The sequence below is a fragment of the Inquilinus sp. OTU3971 genome (assembly GCF_038440215.1).
Genome location: NZ_JASATH010000061.1, coordinates 16,527 through 38,369 on the forward strand (window position 1 = coordinate 16,527; position 21,843 = coordinate 38,369).

Below are 21,843 nucleotides of genomic sequence, written 5' to 3' on the forward strand. Positions count from 1 at the left end.
CCATGGACGCGATCTTTGGGCTGCCGCCTCACGGGGTAGTCGCGAATGACCCCTTGCGGCCACTATACGCGCAAGGCCGTGGCACCGGCAATCTGCGTCATCAGATCAGGCTTGGATGGAGTAACTCTGCCGATCGTCCTGCGCTCTGTCGCAGGAAAGTGGCGCGCCCGAGAAGATTCGAACTCCTAACCTTCTGATCCGTAGTCAGATGCTCTATCCAATTGAGCTACGGGCGCGTTCTGCGGGGCGTCGTCGCCGCCCCGTCGTCAGGCGGGCGGAACCTAGTCGATGCCCGACCCGGATTGCAAGCCCCATTTTCATCGATCCGACACGAAACGAGGCATGCGGCGGCCGCATGGACAAAGCCCCCTGCCCTGCGCCCGCTTTCCGGCCGCGCCCGCCCGCGCCATCTCAATCCCAGGGACGGCAAAAAAACGGGGAGGCCATCATGGGGCTCATCTGCGACGTGGTCGGGCGCGTTCTCGCCCTCTTGCTGCTGATCAGCATGCCCGCCTTCGGCCAGGCGCAGTCGGGGGACGTGGACAGGACCGCGATCGTCGGCGTGATCCAGAAGCAGCTCGACGCCTTCCAGGGCGACCGCGCGGCGGAGGCCTTCGGCTACGCCTCGCCCGACATCCAGCACATGTTCGGCACGCCGGACAACTTCCTGGCCATGGTCAGGCAGGGCTATCCGCCGGTCTACCGGCCGCGCTCGGTCGATTTCCGCGAGCTGGTCACCAGCGAGGGCCGGATCGTGCAGAAGGTGCTGTTCGTCGGGCCGGACGGGGTGCCGGTGATCGCCGAATACGTCATGGAGCGGCAGCCCGACGGCAGCTGGCGAATCGATGGCTGCCGGCTGGACCGCAGCGGCGACCAATCGGCATGACACCTAGGTCAGAGGTGGCGTTGACAAGCCGGATCGGGGCGCCCCATCGTGCGGGCCCGACACCAGAGACTGCCGATTTCCCGCCATGACCGACATTGCGCTGAAGACCGCCATCGAACAGGCCTGGGCCGACCGCGACAGCCTGACCCCGGCCACCCAGGGGCCTGCCCGCGACGCTATCGAGGCGGCGCTGGAAGGCCTCGATTCCGGCATGCTGCGCGTGGCCGAGAAGGTCGACGGGCAGTGGCAGGCCCATCAGTGGCTGAAGATGGCGGTGCTGCTGTCCTTCCGCATCACCGACAGCAAGATCGTCGCGGGCGGCCCGGACGGCGCGGTCTGGTACGACAAGGTGGCGCCGAAGACCCTGGGCTGGGGTGAGAACCGCTTCCGCGAGGCCGGCTTCCGCAGCGTGCCGGGCGCGGTCGTCCGCCGCTCCGCCTATATCGCGCCGGGCGTCGTGCTGATGCCGAGCTTCGTCAATGTCGGCGCCCGGGTCGACAGCGGCACCATGGTCGACACCTGGGCCACTGTGGGCTCCTGCGCCCAGATCGGCAAGAATTGCCACCTGTCGGGCGGCGTCGGCATCGGCGGCGTGCTGGAGCCGCTGCAGGCCAACCCGGTGATCATCGAGGACGACTGCTTCATCGGCGCCCGGTCCGAGGTGGTCGAGGGCGTGATCGTCGAGCGCGGCGCGGTGCTGTCGATGGGCGTGTTCCTCAGCGCCACCACCAAGATCGTCGACCGCGAGACAGGCACGGTCAGCTATGGCCGGGTGCCGGCCTATTCGGTGGTGGTGCCCGGATCGCTGCCCGGCAAGCCGCTGGCCGACGGCTCGCCAGGCCCCTCGCTGTCCTGCGCCGTGATCGTCAAGCGGGTGGACGAGCGCACCCGGGCCAAGACCTCGATCAACGAGCTGCTGCGCGACTGAGCTTCGCCATGGTGCCCCCGCTCCGCGGCCCGGCCGCCCCCGACCCGATCGCCCTGACCCAGGCGCTGATCCGCTGCCCCAGTGTCACCCCGGCCGATGGCGGGGCGCTGGCGGTGCTGGAGGCGGCGCTGGCGCCACTCGGCTTCCGCTGCGAGCGGATGCGGTTCGAGGCGCCGGGCACGGCGCCGATCGACAACCTCTATGCCCGGATCGGCAGCGGCGGGCCGCATCTCTGCTTCGCCGGCCACACCGATGTGGTGCCGCCGGGGGACGAGACGCGCTGGCGCTTCCCGCCCTTCGAGGGCCGGGTCGCCGAGGGCCGGGTCTGGGGCCGCGGCGCCTGCGACATGAAGAGCGCGGTCGCCGCCTTCGCCGCCGCGGCCGGGCGCTTCCTGGCCGCGGGCGGACCGGAATTCGGCGGCTCGATCAGCCTGCTGGTCACCGGCGACGAGGAAGCCGAGGCAATCAACGGCACGGTCAAGATGCTGCAGGCGCTGGCGGCGCGCGGCGAGGCGATCGATGCCTGCATCGTCGGCGAGCCCAGCAGCAGCGAGGCGGTCGGCGACACCATCAAGATCGGCCGGCGCGGCAGCCTGACCGGCCGGCTGACCGTGCGCGGCGTGCAGGGCCATGTCGCCTATCCGCACAAGGCCGACAACCCCCTGCCCCGGCTGGTGCGGATGCTGGCGGCGCTGGGGCCCGGACCCGAGATCGACGGCGGCAGCGCCCATTTCGATCCTTCCACCCTCGCGATCACCACCATCGATGTCGGCAACCCGGCCGCCAATGTGATCCCGGCCGAGGGCCGCGCCGTGTTCAACATCCGCTTCAACGACACCTGGACAGCGGACAGCCTGGGCGCCTGGATCCGCGAGCGCTTCGACGCGGCCGGCGGCGATTACGCGCTGGAACTTCGCAGCGGCGCCGACAGTTTCCTGACCGCGCCGGGCGAGCTGACCGGGCGCGTCGCCGGGGCGGTGGAGCGAGTGACCGGCCGCCGCCCGGCCTTCAGCACCTCGGGCGGCACCTCCGACGCCCGCTTCGTCAAGGATTACGCGCCGGTGGTCGAGCTGGGCCTGGTCAATGCCACCATCCACAAGACCGACGAGAATGTGCCGGTCGAGGAGATCGAGACGCTGACCCGGATCTACCAGGCGGTGCTCGAGGACAGCTTTCCGGAGAAGGGCTAGATGGCGGTGTCTTCGGGCGACATCATCCGCGGGGTCTGGGGGGCCTGGCGTCTGGCCCGGCGCGACACCGGCGGCATGGCCATGTTCGACATCTCGCCGGACGGGGCGGCCAAGAGCTTCTTCGCCGCGGTCTTGGCCTTCCCGCTGTACATGATCGTCCAGGTCCTGTTCCTGGGCGAGAGATGGCCCGCGTTGCTGCAGCCGCTGCCGCTGCTCGTGCAGACCATCGGCTTCGCCGCCGGCTGGGCGCTGATGCCCGCGGCCCTGACCTGGATTCTGCCCTGGCTCAACCGCGGCCGGCGCCTGCCCGAGGCCATCGTCGCCTACAATTGGGCGGCGCTGCTGATCATGCTCGCCCAGTTCGTGCGCATCATCCTCGACGCCGTCGGCCTGCTGCCCGGAACGGCCGGCATCGTCGTCGCCATCGTCGTCGCCGCCGCCTGCTACCTCTATGAGGGCTTCGTGCTGCGCACGGCGATCGAGGTCGACGTGCCGATCGCGGCCGGGCTCGTGGTGTTCGACGCGCTGGCGTCGGAGCTGCTGGCTGGCTGGATCGATCTGGTCGCCAGGTCCTCGCTGTAGCGTACCCACAGGAAGCACAGACCGTCCGGCGGCGCGGTGGCGCCGGCGGCGGCGCGGTCGCGCGCCGCCAGCACCTCGGCGACCCAGCCGGGCGGGCGCTTGCCCTCGCCCACCAGCTTCAGCGTGCCGGCGATGTTGCGGATCTGGTGGTGCAGGAAGGATCGGGCCTCGGCCTCGATCTCGACCGCTTCGCCGCGGCGGACCACGTCCAGCCGGTCCATCGTCCGCAGCGGCGACTTGGCCTGGCATTCGGCGGCGCGGAAGCTGGTGAAGTCGTGGTGCCCGACCAGATGCTGCGCCGCCTCGTGCATCGCCGCAGCGTCGAGCGGGCGTGACACCTGCCAGGCCTGCCCGGCCTCCAGCGCCAGCGGCGCGCGGCGGTTGACGATGCGGTAGCGATAGGCGCGCAGGATGGCGGAGGTGCGGGCGTCGAAGTGCTCGCCCACCACCTCCGCCGACAGGATCGCGACCGGCAGCGGCTTCAGGTGGAAATTGACCGCGTCACGCACCGTGCCGGGGTCGGTCGGGCGGGCGATGTCGGCATGCGCCACCTGCCCGATCGCATGCACCCCGGCATCGGTGCGGCCGGCGGCAGTGATCCGCACCTCCTCGCCGCAGAAGCGGAAGATCGCCTCCTCGACCGCCTGCTGCACCGACAGGCCATTGGCCTGCCGCTGCCAGCCGACGAAGGGCCGTCCGTTATACTCGATGGTGAGCTTGTACCGCGCCATGCGCCGCACCATAGCGACCCCGGCGGGAAGCGCCAGTACCCGCCATCGCCAGCACCATGCGCAGCGCCTGCTCGGCCGCGTCGGCGACCAGCCGCGGCGCCTCGGCCAGTGCCTCCGCCAGCGAGCAGGGGCGCGTCAGGATGCTGAAATAGGCGTCGATGCCGGTCGCGAGGTTGAGATGCGCACCCGGACCGACCGTGCCGGCCAGCGCGATCACCGGCAGGCCGTAGCGCTTGGCCCGGCGCGCGATCTCCGACGGCACCTTGCCGAACGGGGTCTGGCCGTCGAGGCTGCCCTCCGCGGTCAGCACCAGATCGGCCCGGCGCAGCAGCGCGTCGATGTCGATATAGCGCATGACGATGTCGTAGCGCGGGTGCAGCCTGGCGCCCAGCAGGGCGTGCAGCCCGGCGCCGAGCCCGCCCGAGGCACCACTGCCCGGCATGTCGCGCAGCTCGATGCCGATATCGCGGCGGACCACCGCGGCGTAGGTCTCCAGCGCCTGCTCCAGCGCCGCCACCGCCGCCGGCGTCGCGCCCTTCTGAGGCCCGAAGACCCGGCTGACACCACGCGGCCCCAGCAGCTGGTTGTGCCAGTTCAGCGCCACGTCGATCCGCACCCGGTCGAGCCGCGGATCGCGCCCGGCGAGGTCGATCCGGCACAGCCCGGCGAGGGCGCCGCCGCCGGCGCCGATCTCGACCCCGTTTCCGTCCAGCAGGCGGATGCCGAGGGCCTGGGCCATGCCGGCGCCGCCGTCATTGATGCCGGAATCGCCGCAGCCGACCAGGATGCGCTGCGCCCCGGCGTCGAGCGCCGCGCGGATCAGCTCGCCGACGCCGCGGCTGGTGGTGCGCAGCGGGTCGCGCGCCCCGGCCGGCACCAGGCGCAGCCCGGCCGCCGATGCCATCTCCAGCACCGCGATGCGCCCCCGGCCGCCGAGGAAGCCGAACTGCGCCTCGACCGGACGCCCCACGGGCCCGGTCACGGTCACCTTGTGCAGGCGTCCGCCGGTGAGGGCGACCAGCGTCTCGGTGAAGCCCTCGCCGCCATCGACCATCGGCGCCGACAGGATCTCGGCCTGCGGCAGCGCGGCATGGACGCCGCGTGCCATGCAGTCGATCACCTCGGCCACGCCCAGCCCCTCCTTGAAGCCGGACGGGGCCAGCAGGATACGAATCGGCTTGTTCGATCGCGTGATCATCATGTTGTCCTCGAGCAGCGGGTCACAGGGGGAAGCGGCCGAAGCCCAGCGCCGGCCAGACGGCCAGGGCGAAGAGCAGCAGCAGCGCGAACAGCATCGGCAGCAGGGCGAGCGAGAGGCGCAGCAGGTCGGCCGGGCCGTAGCCCTGGTCCTCGCCGGCCAGACCGAACATCGCCACCGGCTTGGCGCTGGCCATCAGCGTCTGGCAGAAGCCGGTGGCGGCGACCACGAGCAAGCCGGCGCCGGCGGGATCGAGCCCCAGCCCCGCTGCCCCGGCCAGGACCGGCGGCAGCAGCACCGAGACCCGGGCGGTGCGCGACTGCACCACGAGGTGCAGCAGCAGGCCGATCGCCGCCAGCCCGGCGCAGGCGAACACTGGGGCTGCATCGCCGAGCCCGCTCAGCGCCCCGCCGACCAGCCGGCCGCTGACGCCGGACGCGGTCAGCCCGTCGGCGATGGCGATGGTCGCCGCCATGAACAGGATCAGCGGCCACTCCACCGCCTTCAGCCCGTCGCGCAGCCCGCCGCCGCCCAGGCCCGGCACGGTCAGCAGCAGCGCCCCGGCCAGCGCGATCAGCGTGTCGTCGATGCCGTGCAGCGGCGCGCTGAACCAGCCGAGCACGACCAGGGCCGCGATCCCGCCCGCCGGCAGTGCATGACGCGCTGCGGTCGGGGGCATCGCCGCCGGCGCCGCCAGCGGGGCGCGGCGGTCCGCAGGCGTCAGGAACAGCAGCAGGATCGCCTCCACCGCCACGACGGTGCTGGCCAGGGCGAAGGGCAGGCCCAGCAGCGCCCAGTCGAGGAAGCCGATCGGCCGGCCGGTCCAGCGCCCGATCATCTCGGCCGCCAGCAGATGGGCGCCGGCGCCGGTCAACGAAGCGAAGGCGGAGAGCAGGATCGCGGTCGGGAACAGCAACGCCAGGGTGCGGCGCAGGCGGGGATTGGCCGTGGCGCCGGCCAGCGCGGCATGCACCGGAATCATCAGCGCGGCCCGGCCCGAGGTCGATGGCACGACGAAGGCCGTCGCCAGCATCACCAGGCCGAGCCCGTGGAACAGCGCGCGCGGGCTGCGGGCGCGGGTCGCGACCAGCCGGGCCAGCCGGTCGGCCAGCCCGGCGCGCTTCAGCGCATCCGCCAGGATGAAGGCGGCGATCAGCAGCCAGACCAGGTCGCTGCCGAGCGCCGCGAACACCGGATCCGGCGTGGGGAACACCCAGAGCGCCATGCCGAGCGCCGCCAGCAGCGCCACCAGCGTGTCGTCCAGCCGGGTCAGCCCCCAGCCGATGATGGCGACGCCGAACAGAATCAGCGCGGCACGGGCCGGCCGGTCGAGGGACGGCAGCCCGAGCTCGACCGCGACGGTCAGCAGAGCCGTCAGCGCGAGGGCGACCAGGGTCCGCGGCGCGGGAAGGGTCAGGCGGCCCGGTGCGAGGGGCGGCGCGAGGGTTTGTCGGGCGAGCACCGTTGTCTCCGGATCATGTGACGTTTCCGTGACAACGGTGGGCCTGGGACCTTATTCCCTGGCTAGCTCAAGATCGTTCCAGCGGGGATGGGGAAACCATTCAGCAGGTCGCGCGCCGTCATCGGCGCCTTACCGGGACGCTGCAGCCGGGTCAGCCGGATGGCGCCATGGCCGCAGGCCACGGTCAGCTGGTCGTCCAGCACCGTGCCGGGCTCGCCCGAGCCGGCGACGAGCGTTGCGGCCAGCACCTTGATGCGCTCGCCGTCATACATGAACCAGGCGCCGGGCTTCGGCGTCAGCGCCCGCACCTGGCGGTCGAGCGCGACGGCGTCGGCCCAGTCGATGCGCTCGTCCTCCGGCCCGATCTTGGCGGCATAGGTGACGCCCTCCTCCGGCTGCGGCGTCTCCACCGCGTCGCCCGCGGCCACGGCGTCGATCGCCGGCACGATCAGCCGGGCGCCGAGGGCGGCGAGCGCGTCGTGCAGCTCCGGCGTGGTCGTGCGCGGCCCGATCGGCACCCGCCCGGCCAGCAGCATCGGCCCGGTGTCCAGCCCCGCCTCCATCCGCATGATGGTGACGCCGGTCTCGGCGTCGCCGGCCAGGATGGCGCGGTGGATCGGCGCGGCGCCGCGCCAGCGCGGCAGCAGCGAGGCATGGATGTTGAAGCAGCCGAGCCGCGGCGCATCCAGGATCGGCCGCGGCAGGATCAGCCCATAGGCCGCGACCACCGCGGCATCGAGCCTGAGATCCCGGAACTCCGCCTGGGCCTCGGGCGTCCGCAGCGTGGCCGGGTGTCGGACCGGCAGCTGCGCCGTCGCCGCGGCCCGGTGCACGGCCGAGGGCTGCAGCTTGTGGCCCCGCCCGGCGGGCCGCGGCGGCTGGGTGTAGACGGCCGCGATCTCGTGCCCGGCGTCGATCAGCGCGAGCAGCGCGGGCACCGCGAAATCCGGCGTGCCCATATAGGCGAGGCGAAGGGGCATGAGGAGACGCGACGCCTCAGAACGGCAGCTTCATGCCCGGCGGCAGCTTCAGCCCGCCCATCAGCTTCGAGGTCTCGGCCTGGACCGCTTCCTCGACCTTGCCCTTGGCGTCGTTGAAGGCGGCCACGATCAGGTCCTCCAGCACCTCGACCTCGGCCGGGTCGACCAGCGTCGGGTCGATCTTGAGCGAGCGCATCTCGCCCTTGCCGTTCAGCACCACCGAGATCATGCCGGCCCCGGCCTGGCCCGGAACCTCGATCTCGCCCAGGCGGGACTGCATCTCGGCCATCTTGGCCTGCATCTCCTGCGCCTGCTTCATCATCTGTCCGAGATTCTTCATGCCTCTCGCGGCTCCTCTTCATCGGTGGCGTCGGGGGCGGGCTCGGCGCCGGGCCCGGCGGCCTCGTCCTGTTCCAACGGCCCATCCTGCTCCAAAGGATTGCGCAGGTCGCGGATCACGGCGCCCGGGAAGGCGCTCATCACCGCCTTGACCAGCGGGTGCTCGGCAGCCGCGGTCAGCGCGTTCTCGCGGTCGGTCCGCGCCTGCTGGTTCAGCGTCGGCGCGCCCTCGGCGCCGGAGACGCTGACCACCCAGCGCTCGCCGGTCCAGTCGCGCAGCGCGGTGCCCAGGCGGTTGGCCAGGTCCGGCGGCGCGGAGTCATGCGGCCGGAACTCCAGCCGTCCCGGCTCGAAATGCACCAGATGCACCGCGCTCATCAGCTGGCCGTGCAGCACCACGTCGCGGGCGAAGGCGATCTGCACCAGCTCGTCGAAGCTCTTCGGGTCGGCCCGCAGCACCGCCTTCGGCGCCGGCGCGGCCGCAACGGCCATGGGGGCCGGGGACGCGACCGGAGCAGACGCCACCGGCGCCGGCTCGGCCGGCACCAGGGACAGGCCTCCGCCCGACGCTGCCATGCGCGGGCCGCCGGGTCCGGGCCCCGGGACGGGGCCGGCGGTCACCGCCCCCTGGCTCTGCAGATCGCCGAACTTGCGGACCAGTTCGCCCGGGCTGGGCAGGTCGCTCATATACAGCAGGCGGATCAGCACCATCTCCAGCGCCGCCTGCGGGTTCGGCGCCGACTGCACCTCCCCCGCCCCCTTCAGCAGGGTCTGCCAGGCCCGGGTCAGGCCGGGCAGCGAGATGGTCTCGGCCAGGGCGCCGCCGCGCTTGCGCTCGACCTCCGGCACCGCCGGATCGTCCAGCACCGCCGGCACCATGCGGGCGCGGGTGACGAAGTGGACGAAGTCCAGCAGGTCACCCAGCACCGATTGTGGGTCGGCCCCGGCGCGGCGCGCCGCCTCCAGCCCCTCCAGCATGCGCGGGCCGTCGCCGGCGAAGGCGGCCTCCAGGATGTCGATGACGCTGGAGCGGTCGGCCAGGCCCAGCATCCCGCGCACGCTCGCGGCGGCGATGAAGGGCTTGTCGCCGACCGGCGCGCCTTGGGCGATCGCCTGGTCCAAGAGCGAGAGGCCGTCGCGGGCCGACCCGTCGGCGGCGCGGGCGATCATGCCGACCGCCTCCGGCTCCGCCGCCACGCCTTCCTTGTCCAGGATCTCGCTGAAATAGGCCTGCAGCTGCTCGGCGCCGATGCGGCGCAGGTCGAAGCGCTGGCAGCGCGACAGCACCGTCACCGGCACCTTGCGGATCTCGGTGGTGGCGAAGACGAATTTCACATGCGGCGGCGGTTCTTCCAGCGTCTTCAACAGCGCGTTGAAGGCGTTCTTGGACAGCATGTGCACTTCGTCGATGATGTAGACCTTGTAGCGCGACGCCACCGGGCCATAGCGCACGCCGTCGATGATCTCGCGGATGTCGTCGACGCCGGTGCGGCTGGCGGCGTCCATCTCCATCACGTCGACATTGCGGTCCTGCAGGATGGTGCGGCAGGGCTCGCAGACGCCGCAGGGATCCGCGGTCGGCCCGCCCTTGCCGTCCGGCCCGACGCAGTTCAGCGCCCGGGCCAGGATCCGCGCCGTGGTGGTCTTGCCGACGCCGCGCACACCGGTCAGCACGAAGGCATGCGCCAAGCGGCCGGAGGCGATGGCGTTGGTCAGGGTGCGCACCAGCGCATCCTGGCCGATCATCTCGGCGAAGGTGGTCGGCCGGTATTTTCGGGCCAGCACGCGGTAGGCCACCGGCTTGGCCGGCTGCGGCGCGTCGTCTAGTCCGAGGGGCAGGGCTGCGTCATCGCTCATGGCGCGCGATCATAGGGAATGGACGCGACTGTCGAAAGGCCGAACCACGACCCGTCGGGCGAAGAGCGATCGGAGGATGGAGGAAGGTGGGAGACCGGCAGCGACCCGTATCGAAACTCGTTACGGCTGCTTCCTTCCGGATCTGACCGGGTTGGCGAGGGACACGCCCGCGCCGATCTCCCGCGCCCTATATCGGAGCTTCGGGCGGCGGAGGCAAGAGTGGAAATGACAGAACCATGTCCGGCTCAGCGCACGCCCTCGGCCGCCAGCGCGGCGATGCGGCGGCAGCAGGCCAGCAGCGGCCCGGCATAGCGCTCGGGGTCGTCGATCGCGGCCCGGTATTTCGGGATGCTGACGCTGATGCAGCCGATCGCCCCGCCCGCCCCCGCGATGGCGCCGCCATAGCACCAGATGTCGGCCTCGTTCTCCTCGGCGTCGACGGCATAGCCGCGGATCCGGATGCGTTCGATCTCCGCTGCCAGCGCCGCGACGGTGGTCAAGGTCTGCGGCGTCATCGCCACAAGCTCGAGCTCCGACAGCAGCGCCGCGGCCTCGGCCGGCGGCAGCGCCGACAGCCAGGCCTTGCCGACCGAGCTGGAATGCAGCTTCACGCGGGTGCCGATGCGCGAGGCCATGCGCACCGCCTGGGGGCTTTCCAGCTTGTCGACATAGACCATCTCCGGCCCGCTGCGGACGGCGAGATGCACGGTCTCGCCTGTGGCGTCGCGCAGCTTCGCCAACTCCTCTGCCGCGATCAGGCGCAGCTCGAACCGGTCCCAGGCGCGGGCGGCCAGCGCCATCAGCCGCGGGCCGAGGCCGAAGGCGCCGCCGCGCGGCACCTCGGCCAGCATGCCCTCGGCCTGCAGCGCCGCGACGATGCGGTGCACGGTCGGGCGCGGATGGCCGGTCAGGCGGGCGATCTGCGCCACCGAGACCGGCTCGGGCGCGTCGGACACGGCCTGCAGCACCGCCATCGCCTTGCCGAAGGCGGCCGCCCCCTGCACCGCTGCCGCGCCGCCCTGCCCCATCGCCGCCCCCTCTTCGCCCCGCTCAGGCGACGAGATAGCCGCCATCGACCGGCAGCGCCACGCCGGTGATGAAGCCGGCCGCCGGGCTGCACAGGAAGGCGACGGCCTGGGCCACCTCTTCCGGCCGGCCCCAGCGGCCCATCGGGGTGCGGCCCAGGATGGCGCCGGAGCGCGCCGGGTCGTCCTGCAGCGCCTGGGTCAGCGGCGTGGCGATCCAGCCCGGCGCCACCGCGTTCACCCGGATGCCGTCCTCGGCATAGGCGATGGCGAGCGACTTGGTCAGCTGCAGCACCCCGCCCTTGCTGGCGCTGTAGCCCGGCACCAGCCCGCCGCCGAAGAAGCTGAGCATCGAGGCGGTGTTGACGATGCAGCCTTTCGTTTGCCGCAGCAGCGGCCGGGCGGCGGTGCAGAGCCTCATCGTGCCGGTCAGGTTGACCGCCAGCACCTGCTCGAACACCGCCGGGTCGTGCTCCGCCCCGCGGCGGATCACCCCGGCGCAGTTGACCAGGATGTCGAGCCGGCCGAGCCCGCCGACCAGCGCCTCGACCCCTGCCGCGTCGGTGACGTCGAGCTCGGCCAGGCGCGCGCCCTTCGGCGGCTCGATACCCGCGGCCGGGGCCAGGCCGGCGGCGGTCACGGTCGCGCCCAGCCGCGCCAGCTCGGCCGCGATGGCGGCGCCGATGCCCTGGGTGCCGCCGGACACCAGCGCCGTGCGGCCGGCGAAGAGATCGGGCTGGAAGGTCATGCGAAGCTCCGTTCCGGGCCTGCCGCCGACCGGTCCTCGATCGGCTTGCGCACCAGCACCACCAGCGCGAGCGCACCGACGCAGGCGACGGCGGCGCTGATCAGCAGGGCGTTGACGAAGGAGCCGGTCTGGTCGAGCACGAAGCCGGTGACGATCGGCGCGAAGGAGCCGGCGAAATAGCCGCCGAAATTCTGGATGCTGCCGAGCGACGCCACCTGGCGCGACGGCGCCGCGGCGGTCACCAGCATCCAGGCGGTCGAACTGGCGTAATTGATGCAGAACATGGCCAGCGAGATGTAGGCGACGGCCAGGGTCAGGCTCGGCGTATAGGCGGCCGGCAGGGTGAAGACCGCACCGCCGACCAGCCCCGCCGCCATCGGCCATTTGCGGCTGGCGATTGCCCCGACGCCGCGGGCCATCAGGACATCCGCCACCTTGCCGGAGCACAGCATGCCGAGCGCGCCGAAGAGGTAGGGGATGACCACCACCCAGCCGGTGCGGGCGATGCTGAGATGCCGCTCATGCTCCAGATAGCCGGGCAGCCAGGTCAGGTACAGCCAGACCATGTAGACCACCCCCATGAAGCCGATGACCATGCCCCAGGTGGTGAGGTTGCCGAACAGCCCGGCCCAGTCGGCGAAGCTCTGCCGCGGCCTGGGCTGCGCCGGCCGCCCCTCGTCGAGGAAGGACCGCTCGGCCTCGGCCAGCGGCGTCTCACCGCGGTTGCGGTAGATCAGGACCCAGCCGATGGCGACGATCAGGCCCAGCACGCCCATCAGGATGAACATCGGGCGCCAGCCGAAGCCCAGCATCAGAGCGGTCAGGATCGGCGGCGCGATGGCGGGACCGATGCAGGAGGAGGCGACGAAGATTCCGGTCGGCACGCCGCGCTCGCGCAGCGGGAACCACTCGCTGATCACCTTGGCCCCGGCCGGGAATTGCGGCGCCTCGCCGACTCCGAGCACGGCCCGGGTGCCGATCAGCTGGCCCAGCGACTGCGCCAGCCCGCCGGCCAGCTGCGCCAGCGACCAGAAGGCCATGCCGGCGCCGAGCATGATGCGGGCGCCGAAGCGGTCCAGCATCGCCCCGACCGGAAGCTGCGAGAAGGCATAGGCCCAGGAGAAGGCGGAGAGCAGCAGCCCCATCTGCGTGCCCGACAGGCCGAGCTCGCCGGAGATGTCGTGGTTGGCGATCGAGAGGGTGCTGCGGTCGAGATAGTTGACGATGCCGGCCGCGGTCAGGAAGGCGACGGCGATCCACTGGATCCGGCGGATCCGCGGCGGCTTGCCGGATGACATGAGATGTTTCCCTCAGAGCCTTGGATCTATGGCTTTTCCGGCGGCGCGATCAGCGCAGGAACTGATCGACGTAATCCGCGCCCAGCCCGGCTTCGGTGTAGTGCTTGCGGCACATGTCCAGCTTGGTGAACACGTCCTCGTAGCCGGTGTGCTTGCCCCAGGGGTCGACGTAGTACATGACGCCGTTGACCTGGAAATAGGTGATCATCTCCTCGACATCCTCGTCGACCACCAGGGTATGGGTCTCGCCCGGCGGCTCGAAGACGTAGCTGCCTTCGGTGGCGACCCAGTCATGCTCCAGGTAGCGCCAGCTGCCCTTCAGCACGAAGCCGTGCACTGGCCCTGGATGGCGGTGGCGGCTGAGCACGCCGGCCTTGCGAACCCGCAGCAGGTTCATCCAGTAACCGCTTGAGATGTTGAGGCAAAGCGGCCGGAACCAAACGTTCTCGGCCTGCGGCACCCAGACCCGCTCATCCTGCGGCACGGCGTGGGGCACGACGATGTCCCGCAGCGCTTCGGGCGGGTTCGGATACTGGTAGGGCATCCGCTTGGTGTCGGCGTCGGCTGGCATGACGCTTTCCTCCGGTTTGTCCATATTGTGGACTATCTATCCATTTTGTGGACAAACACTGGACCCGCGCCCGCCGGCCTGTCAATAGCCGGATAAGGCGTCTCCGAGGAGCGATTAGCGGAGGCGATGCCCGAGCGATTTCCGCTGGATTCCGGTGCCAAGGTCGCGTTTTCTCTCATCCGGAGATGCTGCTACGGAGGTTCATGGCTCTCGACCGGCAGGCTGATGTGCCTGGGCCGGTGGCGTCGGTCACCCGGCGCTCCAAAGCATCTCATCTCACCCCCCATTCCGATTTCATGCAGACCCGTGACGCCGTCACGGGTCGCGAATCGTTGCGGAGATCATCAGGATGGCGAATTTCACCGGCACTGCGGGTGCCGACTTCTACCCCGGCACGGCCGATGCCGACACCGCCAGCGGGCTGGGCGGCAACGATGTGCTCAATGGCGCCGGCGGCAATGACACGGTCAATGGCGACGACGGGGACGACCTCATCACCGGAGATGCCGGGGACGATGCTCTCCACGGCGGGATGGACCAGGACGTTCTCGGCGGCGGGGAGGGCAACGATACCCTTAACGGCGATGACGGCAATGACACCCTCAACGGCGGCGTCGGTGCCGACATGCTCAGTGGCGGCAGCGGCAACGATTTCGTCGATTACTTCGACTCAGCGGCTGGCGTGACCATCGACCTCGAATCCGGCGCTGCCGGGATCGGCGGCGATGCCGCCGGGGACACGTATTCGGGCATTGAGTATCTCAACGGCAGCAACTTCGCCGACATGTTGCGGGGCGACGCGGGCAACAACCAGCTCTGGGGCTGGGACGGCGACGATGTCCTGTCGGCCGCCGGAGGCGACGACCTCGTCAACGCCGGCGCCGGCGGGGACCGTCTCGCCGGCGATGCCGGCAACGATGCCCTGAACGGGTCGGACGGCGACGACCAACTCGTCGGCGGCACCGGGGCCGACGCCCTCAATGGCGGGGTCGGCACCGACCTCGCCGATTACAGCCTCTCCTCCGCGGCTGTGACGGTCAATCTCGTGGTCGGCACCGGTGTCGGCGGAGATGCTGAAGGCGACACGCTGCAGTTGATCGAGTCCCTCACCGGCTCCGCCTTCGGCGATCGCCTCACCGGCAGCACCAGTGCCAATGTGGTCGACGGCGGCGCGGGCGATGACCGGCTCGTCGGCGGGGCGGGCAACGATCGGATCGATGGCGGCGATGGCAACGACACCATCGAGGCCGGGATCGGGGCCGACACCATCGCCGGCGGGGCCGGCATCGACACCGCGTCCTACAGCGGTTCTGCCGGAGCCGTGACCATCAGCCTCCAGGCCGGCACGGGCTTCGGCGGCGACGCCGAGGGCGATACGCTGATCGGAGTCGAGCAGGTGGTCGGCTCTGCCTTCGCCGACAATCTGAGCGGCGACGCCGGCAACAACACCCTCTGGGGCGGCGCGGGAAACGACGTCATCGCCGGCGGGGCCGGAGCCGACACGCTCAAGGGCGGCGCCGGCAACGACATTTTCGTCTACAGCGCCATCGCCGACAGCACCGTAGCCGCGTCAGGCAAGGACGCGATCACGGATTTCGCCACCGGCGACAGGATCGACCTCTCCCGCATTGACGCCGACGGCAACGAGGCCAATGGCGACACCGCCTTCACCCTCGGCACCGGCGGCTTCACCGGCAAGGCGGGCGAGCTGCGGGTGGTCGATTTCGGCGATGGCCGCCAGGGCGTCTACCTCGACCTTGACGGCGATAAGATCCAGGATTCGATCATCACGGTCTATTCCGACCACACTCTGACCGCGGCGGATTTTGTGCTTTAGCTCCGACCGGGACACCCAGCCAGCTATGCTGCCCCTTCCAGGATGATGGCTGACGCTGGCCGCCTCCGTTCCGACCGGCAGATGCGCCGGTCGGAACGGAGGCGAGGCGCTACAGAATGAAATCGGCGACGACGAGGCCGATGGTGCCGTTCAGCACGATATGGAAGTCGGAGACGCCGTCGCCGTTCACGTCGCCGGCAATAGCAGTCTGGCCGTTGCCGACAGAGAAACGCAACTGGCCGGCGACGCCGGTGTACAGGCCGGAGCCGATGAAGCTGAAGGCTTGGTTGCCGGCGGCGGCGCTGTTGGCGTCGATCACCGACAGGTCGACCTGGTCGCCCTGGGCATGGCTGAAGTCGGTGATCCGGTCGGCGGTGGCGCCCACGGCGCTGTCGCCCGTCGTGGCAGAGACGAAGCGGTCGCCGCCGATACCGCCGGTCAGCGTGTCCTGGCCGGCCCCGCCGCGGAGCACGTCGCTGCCCTCATAGCCGTTGAGCGCATTGGCCCCGCTGCCGCCGATCAGGGTGTCCCCGGCCTTGCCGCCGTTGACGTTCTCGATCCCGGTCAGGATGTCGCCCTGCGCATTGCCGCCGGTGCCCGTGCCGGTGGCGAGATTCACCGTCACGCCGGCTGTCTCGCCCCAATGGCTCGCGGTGTCGATGCCGGCGCCGCCGTCGAGCCGGTCGGCCCCGGCGCCGCCGCGGAGCACGTCGTTGCCGGTCCAGCCCTGCAGGGTGTTGGCGCCCGCATTGCCGGTGAGAGTGTCGTTGGCCTGACTTCCGGAGAGGTGTTCGATCCCGATCAGGGTGTCGCCCCAGGCCTCGCCGCCGGTGCCCTTGCCGGTGGCGAGATCCACCGAGACCCCGACCGTGCCGGCATAGTAGCTGGCCGTGTCGGCGCCGACACCGCCGTCCAGTTGGTCGGCCCCGGCACCGCCGCGAAGCACATCGTTGCCATTCCAGCCCTGCAGGGTGTTGGCGCCGGCGTTGCCGGTGAGGGTATCGCTGGCCTGGCTGCCGGAAACGGCCTCGATCGAGACCAGGGTGTCGCCCCAGGCCTCGCCGCCGGTGCCCTTGCCGGTGGCGAGATCCACCGTCACACCCACCGTGGCCGTGTAGTAGCTGGCGGTGTCGATGCCGGCGCCGCCATCGACCCAATCGGCCCCCGCACCGCCACGGAGTACGTCGTTGCCGCCGTCACCCGTGATGACGTCGTCGCCGCCATTCCCGACCAGCTGGTCGTTCCCGCCCAGGCCAAGGATGCGCTCGCCGCCGGCGCCGCCCTGCAGGAGATCGGCGGCGGCGGAGCCGGTCAACGTGGCGACCGTGATGCCGGAGAACACACGGCCGCCGATCCCGTCGTCGTCGCCGTCGAGATCTTCGCTCTCATAGGCCACGAAGAACTCGCCGGTCTCCAAGGCCGTGACCGACGGCCATTCCTGGTTGCCGACGAAGGACTGGTTGACCAGGAAGTTGCCGCCGACCTTGCGCCCGTCCTCGAAGAAATACTGGCCGAACACCTCCTTGAAGTGCCGGTCCGGAAGCTGCCATGCGTCGGGGGGCCACTGATCCCAGACCACGGCGAAGCCGCCGCCCGCCAGGCCGACCACGCTCGAATGGTCCGGGATCTCGCCGTCGAAGGTGTTGATCTGGAACGTCGCCGTCTCGGGCCGGCCATCGGCCGAGAAGATCCGGCCGAAGAGCCGGAAGGCGGTGTCGCCGTTTGGCTGGCCGTCGAGAACGGTCTCCACCCAGGTCGCGACGAAGCGGCCGCCGGTGAGCGCCGCGACCGAGATGTCCGTGTTCGCGAGCGCGAAGCCGCCGTTGGGGCCGTTCGTCTCGGGGGACAGGCCGAACTCCGCCGTGACCGGCCGCCCGTCGGGGCCGAGGATGCGGGCGCGCAGATCCGAGGGGGTGCCGTAGGGGCTCTGGCCGGCATACTCGCTTTCCCAGACCGTGACGAGATTGCCGTTGGAGAGCTGCGCCGCACGGACATTGTGCTGGTCGCCGAAGGTCCGCTCGTTGAGCTGGTACACGGTGTCGGTGGGCGAGCCGGCCGCCGAAAAGCTCCGGGCGAACGAGTTGTCGCCATAAAACGCCGCTTCGCCGTCGGCCGTCCCTTCCCGCGACCAGATGACGGTGTAGCCGCCATCCGCGCGGGCGACGATCTCCGGGGCGAAGTAATAGTCGTCGGTGGGCTGGTTGACCTTCTGGATCGCACTGACGCGGTTGCCGTTGTCGTCATAGACGGCGGTGTAGATGTCGGCCCGTTCCAGGACCGATCCGGGGCTGCCCTCCCACACCGCCGCGAAGCCGCCGCCCTCGAGCGCCGCGATCCGGGCGTAGTTGGCGACCAGGGCGAGGTCCGACAGGATCTTCTCGTTCCCGACCGGCGTGCCGTCGGGGCGGAAGACCTGGGCCGCGGCGTACTGAACGTCCTCCTCCAGATACGGCGAGTCCCAGATGACGACGATGTTGCCGTTCGCGAGGGTGGTGACGTCCGGGTTGTCCTGCCACGCGCCGTTCCAGGTGTTGACGAATTCGGGTGTGACGGGTCCAGGCATGAGCTCAGCCCTCCTCGATTCGCCGCCACCCTGGGCGGCCCCCTTCCGGCCGCTTCGTCGGGCGGCCGCGACGTGCTGCGGCACTTCAGACCGACGTGTTGCTTGTCCGCAATCTACGGGCGGTCGGTGGCGCTTTCATGACATGGGCCGGTTGCCATAGGACCGTCTGCCCTCAGCCCGGCGTCAGCGAGACCCAGTAGCCGGGCCGGTACTCCACCGGCAGGAAGCGCTCGTGGAAGGTGCGGAAGGTCGCGTCCGGGTCGAGGTCGGCGAACAGGTCGGGATGCAGCCACTTGGCCAGCGCCTGGATCGCCACGAACTGGTAGGGGCTGTCGTAGAACTGGTGCCAGATGGCATGCACCCGACCGGTCTGCGTCGCCGGGATGGTGGTGAAGGCCGGCCGCTGCATCAGTGCCTCCAGCCGGGCGCGGCTGGCGTCGCGGTCGGCGCCGGGGCCGACGCCGACCCAGGCGCCGGCGGTCTCGTACAGCGTCCAGTTGCTGCCGGTGACGACCACGACGTCCGGCTTCGACGCGACGATCTGCTCCGGGTTCAGCGTGCCGAAGGTGCCGGGGATCAGGTCGCGGGCGATGTTGTCGCCGCCGGCCACCTCGACCATCCGGCCGAAATTCTCGTTGCCGAAGGACATGCAGCATTCGTCGCTGTAGCCGCCGGCGCGGTCGATCATCACCTTCGGCCGCGGCCCGGGATAGCCGGCGAGCCGGGCGGTGACCTTCTCGATCTCGGCGCGGCGGAAGGCGATCAGCTCCTCCGCCCGCTGCTCGCGCCCGATCACCTGGCCGAGGATGCGGATGCTCTTCTCCGCATTCTCGAAGGGCCGCTCGCGGAAGTCGATGAACACCACCGGGATGCCGACGGCAGCCAGCTTGTCGATCAGCCCGCCCTCATCGGTCGCCAGCTTCGATTCGAGGTTCATCACCACCAGGTCGGGGTGCAGCGTCAGCGCCTGCTCGACGTCGAAGGTGCCCTCCTTGGCGCCGCCGAAGCGCGGCAGGTCGGCGATGAAGGGGTATTTCTGCCGGTAGATCTCGTAGCCGTCACGGTCGGCCTTCTCGAGATCGTCGCGCCAGCCGACGACGCGTTGGAACGGCGCCTCGGTGTCGAGCGCCGCCAGCAGATAGATCTGCCGCCCCTCGCCCAGGATGATCCGCTTCGCCTCGGCCGGGACCTGGACGCTGCGGCCGGCGACATCCTCCACCGTCCGGGTCTCGGCCGCGGGCGCTGCGCCAGCGGCGAACAAGAGCAGGGCGGCGGCAAGGCCGAGGGAGCGCCGGGAGATCATGGGGCTGTTCCGAAGTGAGTCGCGTCGGGCGCACCCAATGCATGATTTGCAAGTGATTATCAATATCGATCTTGACTCGGTAATCGCCCTGCCACTCGACCACGAGACCAGACAGGCCCTGGTGCCGCGCGGCCGCTGCCGGTAGCATTCCCGAAGGGCTGCTCGGACCTGACGATGGCGCAACACCTGCAGAAGCTGCTGTCCATATCGAGCGAGCCTCTCGCGGACGCCGTCGGTTCCGCCGAGATCGCATTGCACATCCCGGAATCGGGATCGGACCTTGCATCTGCCCTGGCGCTGAAGAACGGCTTCTACGCCTTTGAATCGGCGCTCTGCGTCTTCCCGGCCGCACCGTCAGACAAGGCGTATGACATCGCCGCGTGGAACGCGGTCAGCCTCTGGAAGCAGGATTACGAGCTGTTTCCGGAAAACTGCCTCTGCTTCGCGGAGAGCGTTTTCGGCGAGCAGTTCTGCCTCCTGGACGGAGCGGTCTTCCGCTTCGATCCCGAGACCGGAGACTTTGAGAGTCTCTGTCGTTCAGTCGAGGAGTGGGCAGAGGCAATCCTCAATGATTTCAGCTATCTGACCGGCTATCCTCTGGCTCGCGACTGGCAAGCTCGGAACGGGGCTCTTGCCCCCAAGCATCGCCTGATCGCTCGCATTCCCTTCGTCTGCGGCGGCGAGTTCGCCGCGGAGAACCTGGCCGCGATCGAGGCGGCCCAGGGGATGCGCTCGCATGCGAATCTGGCCCGTCAGATCCGCGACGTGCCGGATGGGGGGAAGATCCAGTTCGTGATCGGGCGGCCGCCGTGACGCCTTCCCCTATCACAGCACCGGCCAGGGCCGTTGCGGGCCGCGGCGGTCCTCATAGGCCTGGGCCAGGCGCAGCACGCCGAGGTCGTCGAAGCGGCGGCCGACGATCTGCAGACCGATCGGCGCCCCGGCCTTGGTGTACCCGCAGTTGATCGACACCGCCGGCTGCTCCGACATGTTCCAGACCACGGTGTAGCCGATATGCTCGAACGGCTTGTCCGGGTCGTTCAGCGGCGAGGCGAGCTCCGCCGGGAAACGCGCGACCGGCGCCGTCGGCGACAGCACGAAATCCAATGCGCCGAACAGCCTGGCGGCCGCATTTCTCATCTCCATCGTGCGGTTGAAGCCGCGGATCACGGCGAGGCCCGAACGCTGCGCGCCCGACTCCGCCCAGGTGCGGATATAGGGCAGGATCTTCGCGCGGCTTTCCTCCGGCAGCTTCTCGACATCGTCCCAGGCCCGGGCCCGCCAGAAATCGTCGAGCCCGTCCAGCATCTCCCGGGTCAGGATCGCCGGCACCGGCTCGACCACGGCGCCGGCCGCCTCTAGCAGCCGGGCGGCGGCGGTCACCGCCTCCCCCACCTCCGGCTCCAGCGCCATGCCGGCGCCGATGTCCATCATCAGGCCGATGCGCAGCCCCTTGGGATCGATCGCGAGATCGGACCAGTCGATCTCCGCCGGCGGCAGGTTCATGCCGTCGCGCCCGTCCGGCCGCGACAGCACCGACATGGCCAGCGCGGTGTCGGCCACCGTCCGGGTCATCGGCCCGGCAACGCGGCCGACATAGGGCGGGTCGATCGGGATCCGCCCCAGGCTGGGCTTCAGCCCGACGACGCCGCACCAGGCGGCCGGCAGCCGGATCGACCCGCCGATGTCGGTGCCGAGATGGATCGGCCCGTAGCCGGCCGCGGCTGCGGCCCCCGCCCCGGCGCTGGAGCCGCCCGGATTGGTCGACAGATCCCAGGGGTTGCGCGCCAGCTTGTGGAAGCTGGAGAGGCCGGAGGACAGCATGCCGTAATCCGGCATGGTGGACTTCGCCAGGATGACGGCGCCGGACTCGCGCAGCCGGGCCGCGGGCGGCGCATCCTCGGCGGCCGGCACCAGCGCCGTCGCCGCGGTGCCGACCGGCACCGGCACGCCCTTGGTGGCGATGTTCTCCTTGATCGTCACCGGCACGCCGTCGACCGGGCCGAGCGGCCGCCCCTCGGCCCAGCGCGCGGCCGAGGCCGCGGCGGCGGCACGGGCGCCGGCCGCATCCAGCGCCCACAGCGCCTGCAGCTTCGGCTCCCAGGCCTCGATCCGCTGCAGCACCGTATCGGTCACCTCGACCGGCGACAGGCTGCGGTCGCGGTAGCGGGCGACGAGATCGACGGCGGAGAGATCGGCAAGCGAGGTCATGCGTCACCGCTGAGCAAGAAGACGGATGTCCCGCTCAGATAACCGGAAATCCGGCGCCCGACCAAGCCGAATGGCCGGACATTTCCTGTCCGCCCCCGTTTTCTGCCCGCATGGAAGGGTTGCGGCGGAAGCGG

18 protein-coding genes, 1 tRNA gene and 1 other RNA gene are annotated in these 21,843 nt (G+C 70.6%); 5 read left to right on the forward strand and 15 right to left on the reverse strand.

Annotation, left to right across the window (positions count from 1 at the left end):
* Positions 1-159: 159 nt before the first annotated feature.
* A tRNA-Arg gene (locus tag AAHM41_RS16950) sits at positions 160-236 on the reverse strand.
* A gap of 212 nt (positions 237-448) precedes the next feature.
* Between AAHM41_RS16950 and AAHM41_RS16955 the strand changes: the two genes are divergently transcribed.
* The 3 genes from AAHM41_RS16955 to dapE all read left to right on the forward strand — a co-directional run bounded on the left by AAHM41_RS16955 (position 449) and on the right by dapE (position 3,004).
* Positions 449-886: a DUF4864 domain-containing protein gene (locus tag AAHM41_RS16955; protein WP_342237742.1), complete on the forward strand. Its 438-nt coding sequence runs from the start codon at positions 449-451 to the stop codon at positions 884-886.
* Positions 887-971: 85 nt separating this feature from the next.
* Entirely contained in the window at positions 972-1,814 is an 843-nt protein-coding gene (gene dapD / locus AAHM41_RS16960; protein ID WP_342237743.1) for a 2,3,4,5-tetrahydropyridine-2,6-dicarboxylate N-succinyltransferase, read from the forward strand.
* 8 nt (positions 1,815-1,822) lie between these two features.
* Positions 1,823-3,004 (forward strand): succinyl-diaminopimelate desuccinylase, encoded by a 1,182-nt coding sequence (gene dapE / locus AAHM41_RS16965; RefSeq protein WP_342237744.1) that lies wholly within the window; start codon positions 1,823-1,825, stop codon positions 3,002-3,004.
* Positions 3,005-3,453: 449 nt separating this feature from the next.
* Here the strand turns inward: dapE and truA are convergent, their stop codons facing one another.
* From truA to AAHM41_RS17025, 11 genes are all read right to left on the reverse strand, one after another.
* Positions 3,454-4,317: a tRNA pseudouridine(38-40) synthase TruA gene (truA, locus tag AAHM41_RS16975; protein ID WP_446719456.1), complete on the reverse strand. Its 864-nt coding sequence runs from the start codon at positions 4,315-4,317 to the stop codon at positions 3,454-3,456.
* Complete coding sequence (locus AAHM41_RS16980; protein WP_342237746.1) at positions 4,286-5,518, reverse strand: glycerate kinase family protein; 1,233 nt, start codon at positions 5,516-5,518, stop codon at positions 4,286-4,288. The genes truA and AAHM41_RS16980 overlap by 32 nt, the downstream gene beginning before the upstream one ends.
* Positions 5,519-5,537: 19 nt before the next feature.
* Entirely contained in the window at positions 5,538-6,977 is a 1,440-nt protein-coding gene (locus AAHM41_RS16985; protein ID WP_342237747.1) for an SLC13 family permease, read from the reverse strand.
* A gap of 62 nt (positions 6,978-7,039) precedes the next feature.
* On the reverse strand, positions 7,040-7,957 hold the full coding sequence (gene fmt, locus AAHM41_RS16990) for a methionyl-tRNA formyltransferase (protein ID WP_342237748.1): 918 nt from the start codon (positions 7,955-7,957) through the stop codon (positions 7,040-7,042).
* A gap of 16 nt (positions 7,958-7,973) precedes the next feature.
* Complete coding sequence (locus tag AAHM41_RS16995) at positions 7,974-8,297, reverse strand: YbaB/EbfC family nucleoid-associated protein (RefSeq protein ID WP_342237749.1); 324 nt, start codon at positions 8,295-8,297, stop codon at positions 7,974-7,976.
* Positions 8,294-10,153, reverse strand: a complete 1,860-nt coding sequence (locus tag AAHM41_RS17000) for a DNA polymerase III subunit gamma/tau (protein WP_342237750.1) — start codon at positions 10,151-10,153, stop codon at positions 8,294-8,296. The genes AAHM41_RS16995 and AAHM41_RS17000 overlap by 4 nt, the downstream gene beginning before the upstream one ends.
* Positions 10,154-10,236: 83 nt before the next feature.
* An RNA gene (gene ffs, locus AAHM41_RS17005) (signal recognition particle sRNA small type) lies at positions 10,237-10,337 on the reverse strand.
* 61 nt (positions 10,338-10,398) lie between these two features.
* On the reverse strand, positions 10,399-11,181 hold the full coding sequence (locus tag AAHM41_RS17010) for an IclR family transcriptional regulator (RefSeq protein WP_342237751.1): 783 nt from the start codon (positions 11,179-11,181) through the stop codon (positions 10,399-10,401).
* Positions 11,182-11,203: 22 nt separating this feature from the next.
* Positions 11,204-11,926, reverse strand: a complete 723-nt coding sequence (locus AAHM41_RS17015) for an SDR family NAD(P)-dependent oxidoreductase (RefSeq protein ID WP_342237752.1) — start codon at positions 11,924-11,926, stop codon at positions 11,204-11,206.
* A complete protein-coding gene (locus AAHM41_RS17020) occupies positions 11,923-13,224 on the reverse strand; it encodes an MFS transporter (RefSeq protein WP_342237753.1) in 1,302 nt (433 codons plus the stop codon). The genes AAHM41_RS17015 and AAHM41_RS17020 overlap by 4 nt, the downstream gene beginning before the upstream one ends.
* 49 nt (positions 13,225-13,273) lie before the next feature.
* Positions 13,274-13,795: a 2,4'-dihydroxyacetophenone dioxygenase family protein gene (locus AAHM41_RS17025; RefSeq protein ID WP_342237754.1), complete on the reverse strand. Its 522-nt coding sequence runs from the start codon at positions 13,793-13,795 to the stop codon at positions 13,274-13,276.
* Positions 13,796-14,144: 349 nt separating this feature from the next.
* Here AAHM41_RS17025 and AAHM41_RS17030 point away from each other — a divergent pair, with 349 nt between their 5' ends.
* Positions 14,145-15,632: a calcium-binding protein gene (locus AAHM41_RS17030; protein WP_342237755.1), complete on the forward strand. Its 1,488-nt coding sequence runs from the start codon at positions 14,145-14,147 to the stop codon at positions 15,630-15,632.
* Between the two features lie 109 nt (positions 15,633-15,741).
* Here the strand turns inward: AAHM41_RS17030 and AAHM41_RS17035 are convergent, their stop codons facing one another.
* The gene (locus AAHM41_RS17035; protein ID WP_342237756.1) at positions 15,742-18,195 is read right to left on the reverse strand and encodes a calcium-binding protein; all 2,454 of its coding nucleotides are present in this window, start codon (positions 18,193-18,195) and stop codon (positions 15,742-15,744) included.
* A gap of 172 nt (positions 18,196-18,367) precedes the next feature.
* A complete protein-coding gene (locus tag AAHM41_RS17040) occupies positions 18,368-19,498 on the reverse strand; it encodes an ABC transporter substrate-binding protein (protein ID WP_342237757.1) in 1,131 nt (376 codons plus the stop codon).
* 174 nt (positions 19,499-19,672) lie between these two features.
* On the opposite strand from AAHM41_RS17040, the gene AAHM41_RS17045 reads away from it, so the two are divergent.
* Positions 19,673-20,311, forward strand: a complete 639-nt coding sequence (locus tag AAHM41_RS17045) for a hypothetical protein (RefSeq protein ID WP_342237758.1) — start codon at positions 19,673-19,675, stop codon at positions 20,309-20,311.
* A gap of 12 nt (positions 20,312-20,323) precedes the next feature.
* Here the strand turns inward: AAHM41_RS17045 and AAHM41_RS17050 are convergent, their stop codons facing one another.
* Positions 20,324-21,709: an amidase gene (locus AAHM41_RS17050; RefSeq protein ID WP_342237759.1), complete on the reverse strand. Its 1,386-nt coding sequence runs from the start codon at positions 21,707-21,709 to the stop codon at positions 20,324-20,326.
* Between the last annotated feature and the right edge of the window lie 134 nt (positions 21,710-21,843).

Bases quoted from the DNA above. Each gene is read 5' to 3' on its own strand.
- AAHM41_RS16955 (WP_342237742.1), top strand. From the start codon at position 449: ATGGGGCTCATCTGCGACGTGGTCGGGCGCGTTCTCGCCCTCTTGCTG.
- dapD (WP_342237743.1), top strand. From the start codon at position 972: ATGACCGACATTGCGCTGAAGACCGCCATCGAACAGGCCTGGGCCGAC.
- dapE (WP_342237744.1), top strand. From the start codon at position 1,823: ATGGTGCCCCCGCTCCGCGGCCCGGCCGCCCCCGACCCGATCGCCCTG.
- truA (WP_446719456.1), bottom strand. From the start codon at position 4,317: ATGGCGCGGTACAAGCTCACCATCGAGTATAACGGACGGCCCTTCGTC.
- AAHM41_RS16980 (WP_342237746.1), bottom strand. From the start codon at position 5,518: ATGATGATCACGCGATCGAACAAGCCGATTCGTATCCTGCTGGCCCCG.
- fmt (WP_342237748.1), bottom strand. From the start codon at position 7,957: ATGCCCCTTCGCCTCGCCTATATGGGCACGCCGGATTTCGCGGTGCCC.
- AAHM41_RS16995 (WP_342237749.1), bottom strand. From the start codon at position 8,297: ATGAAGAATCTCGGACAGATGATGAAGCAGGCGCAGGAGATGCAGGCC.
- AAHM41_RS17000 (WP_342237750.1), bottom strand. From the start codon at position 10,153: ATGAGCGATGACGCAGCCCTGCCCCTCGGACTAGACGACGCGCCGCAG.
- AAHM41_RS17010 (WP_342237751.1), bottom strand. From the start codon at position 11,181: ATGGGGCAGGGCGGCGCGGCAGCGGTGCAGGGGGCGGCCGCCTTCGGC.
- AAHM41_RS17015 (WP_342237752.1), bottom strand. From the start codon at position 11,926: ATGACCTTCCAGCCCGATCTCTTCGCCGGCCGCACGGCGCTGGTGTCC.
- AAHM41_RS17020 (WP_342237753.1), bottom strand. From the start codon at position 13,224: ATGTCATCCGGCAAGCCGCCGCGGATCCGCCGGATCCAGTGGATCGCC.
- AAHM41_RS17025 (WP_342237754.1), bottom strand. From the start codon at position 13,795: ATGCCAGCCGACGCCGACACCAAGCGGATGCCCTACCAGTATCCGAAC.
- AAHM41_RS17030 (WP_342237755.1), top strand. From the start codon at position 14,145: ATGGCGAATTTCACCGGCACTGCGGGTGCCGACTTCTACCCCGGCACG.
- AAHM41_RS17035 (WP_342237756.1), bottom strand. From the start codon at position 18,195: ATGCCTGGACCCGTCACACCCGAATTCGTCAACACCTGGAACGGCGCG.
- AAHM41_RS17040 (WP_342237757.1), bottom strand. From the start codon at position 19,498: ATGATCTCCCGGCGCTCCCTCGGCCTTGCCGCCGCCCTGCTCTTGTTC.
- AAHM41_RS17045 (WP_342237758.1), top strand. From the start codon at position 19,673: ATGGCGCAACACCTGCAGAAGCTGCTGTCCATATCGAGCGAGCCTCTC.
- AAHM41_RS17050 (WP_342237759.1), bottom strand. From the start codon at position 21,709: ATGACCTCGCTTGCCGATCTCTCCGCCGTCGATCTCGTCGCCCGCTAC.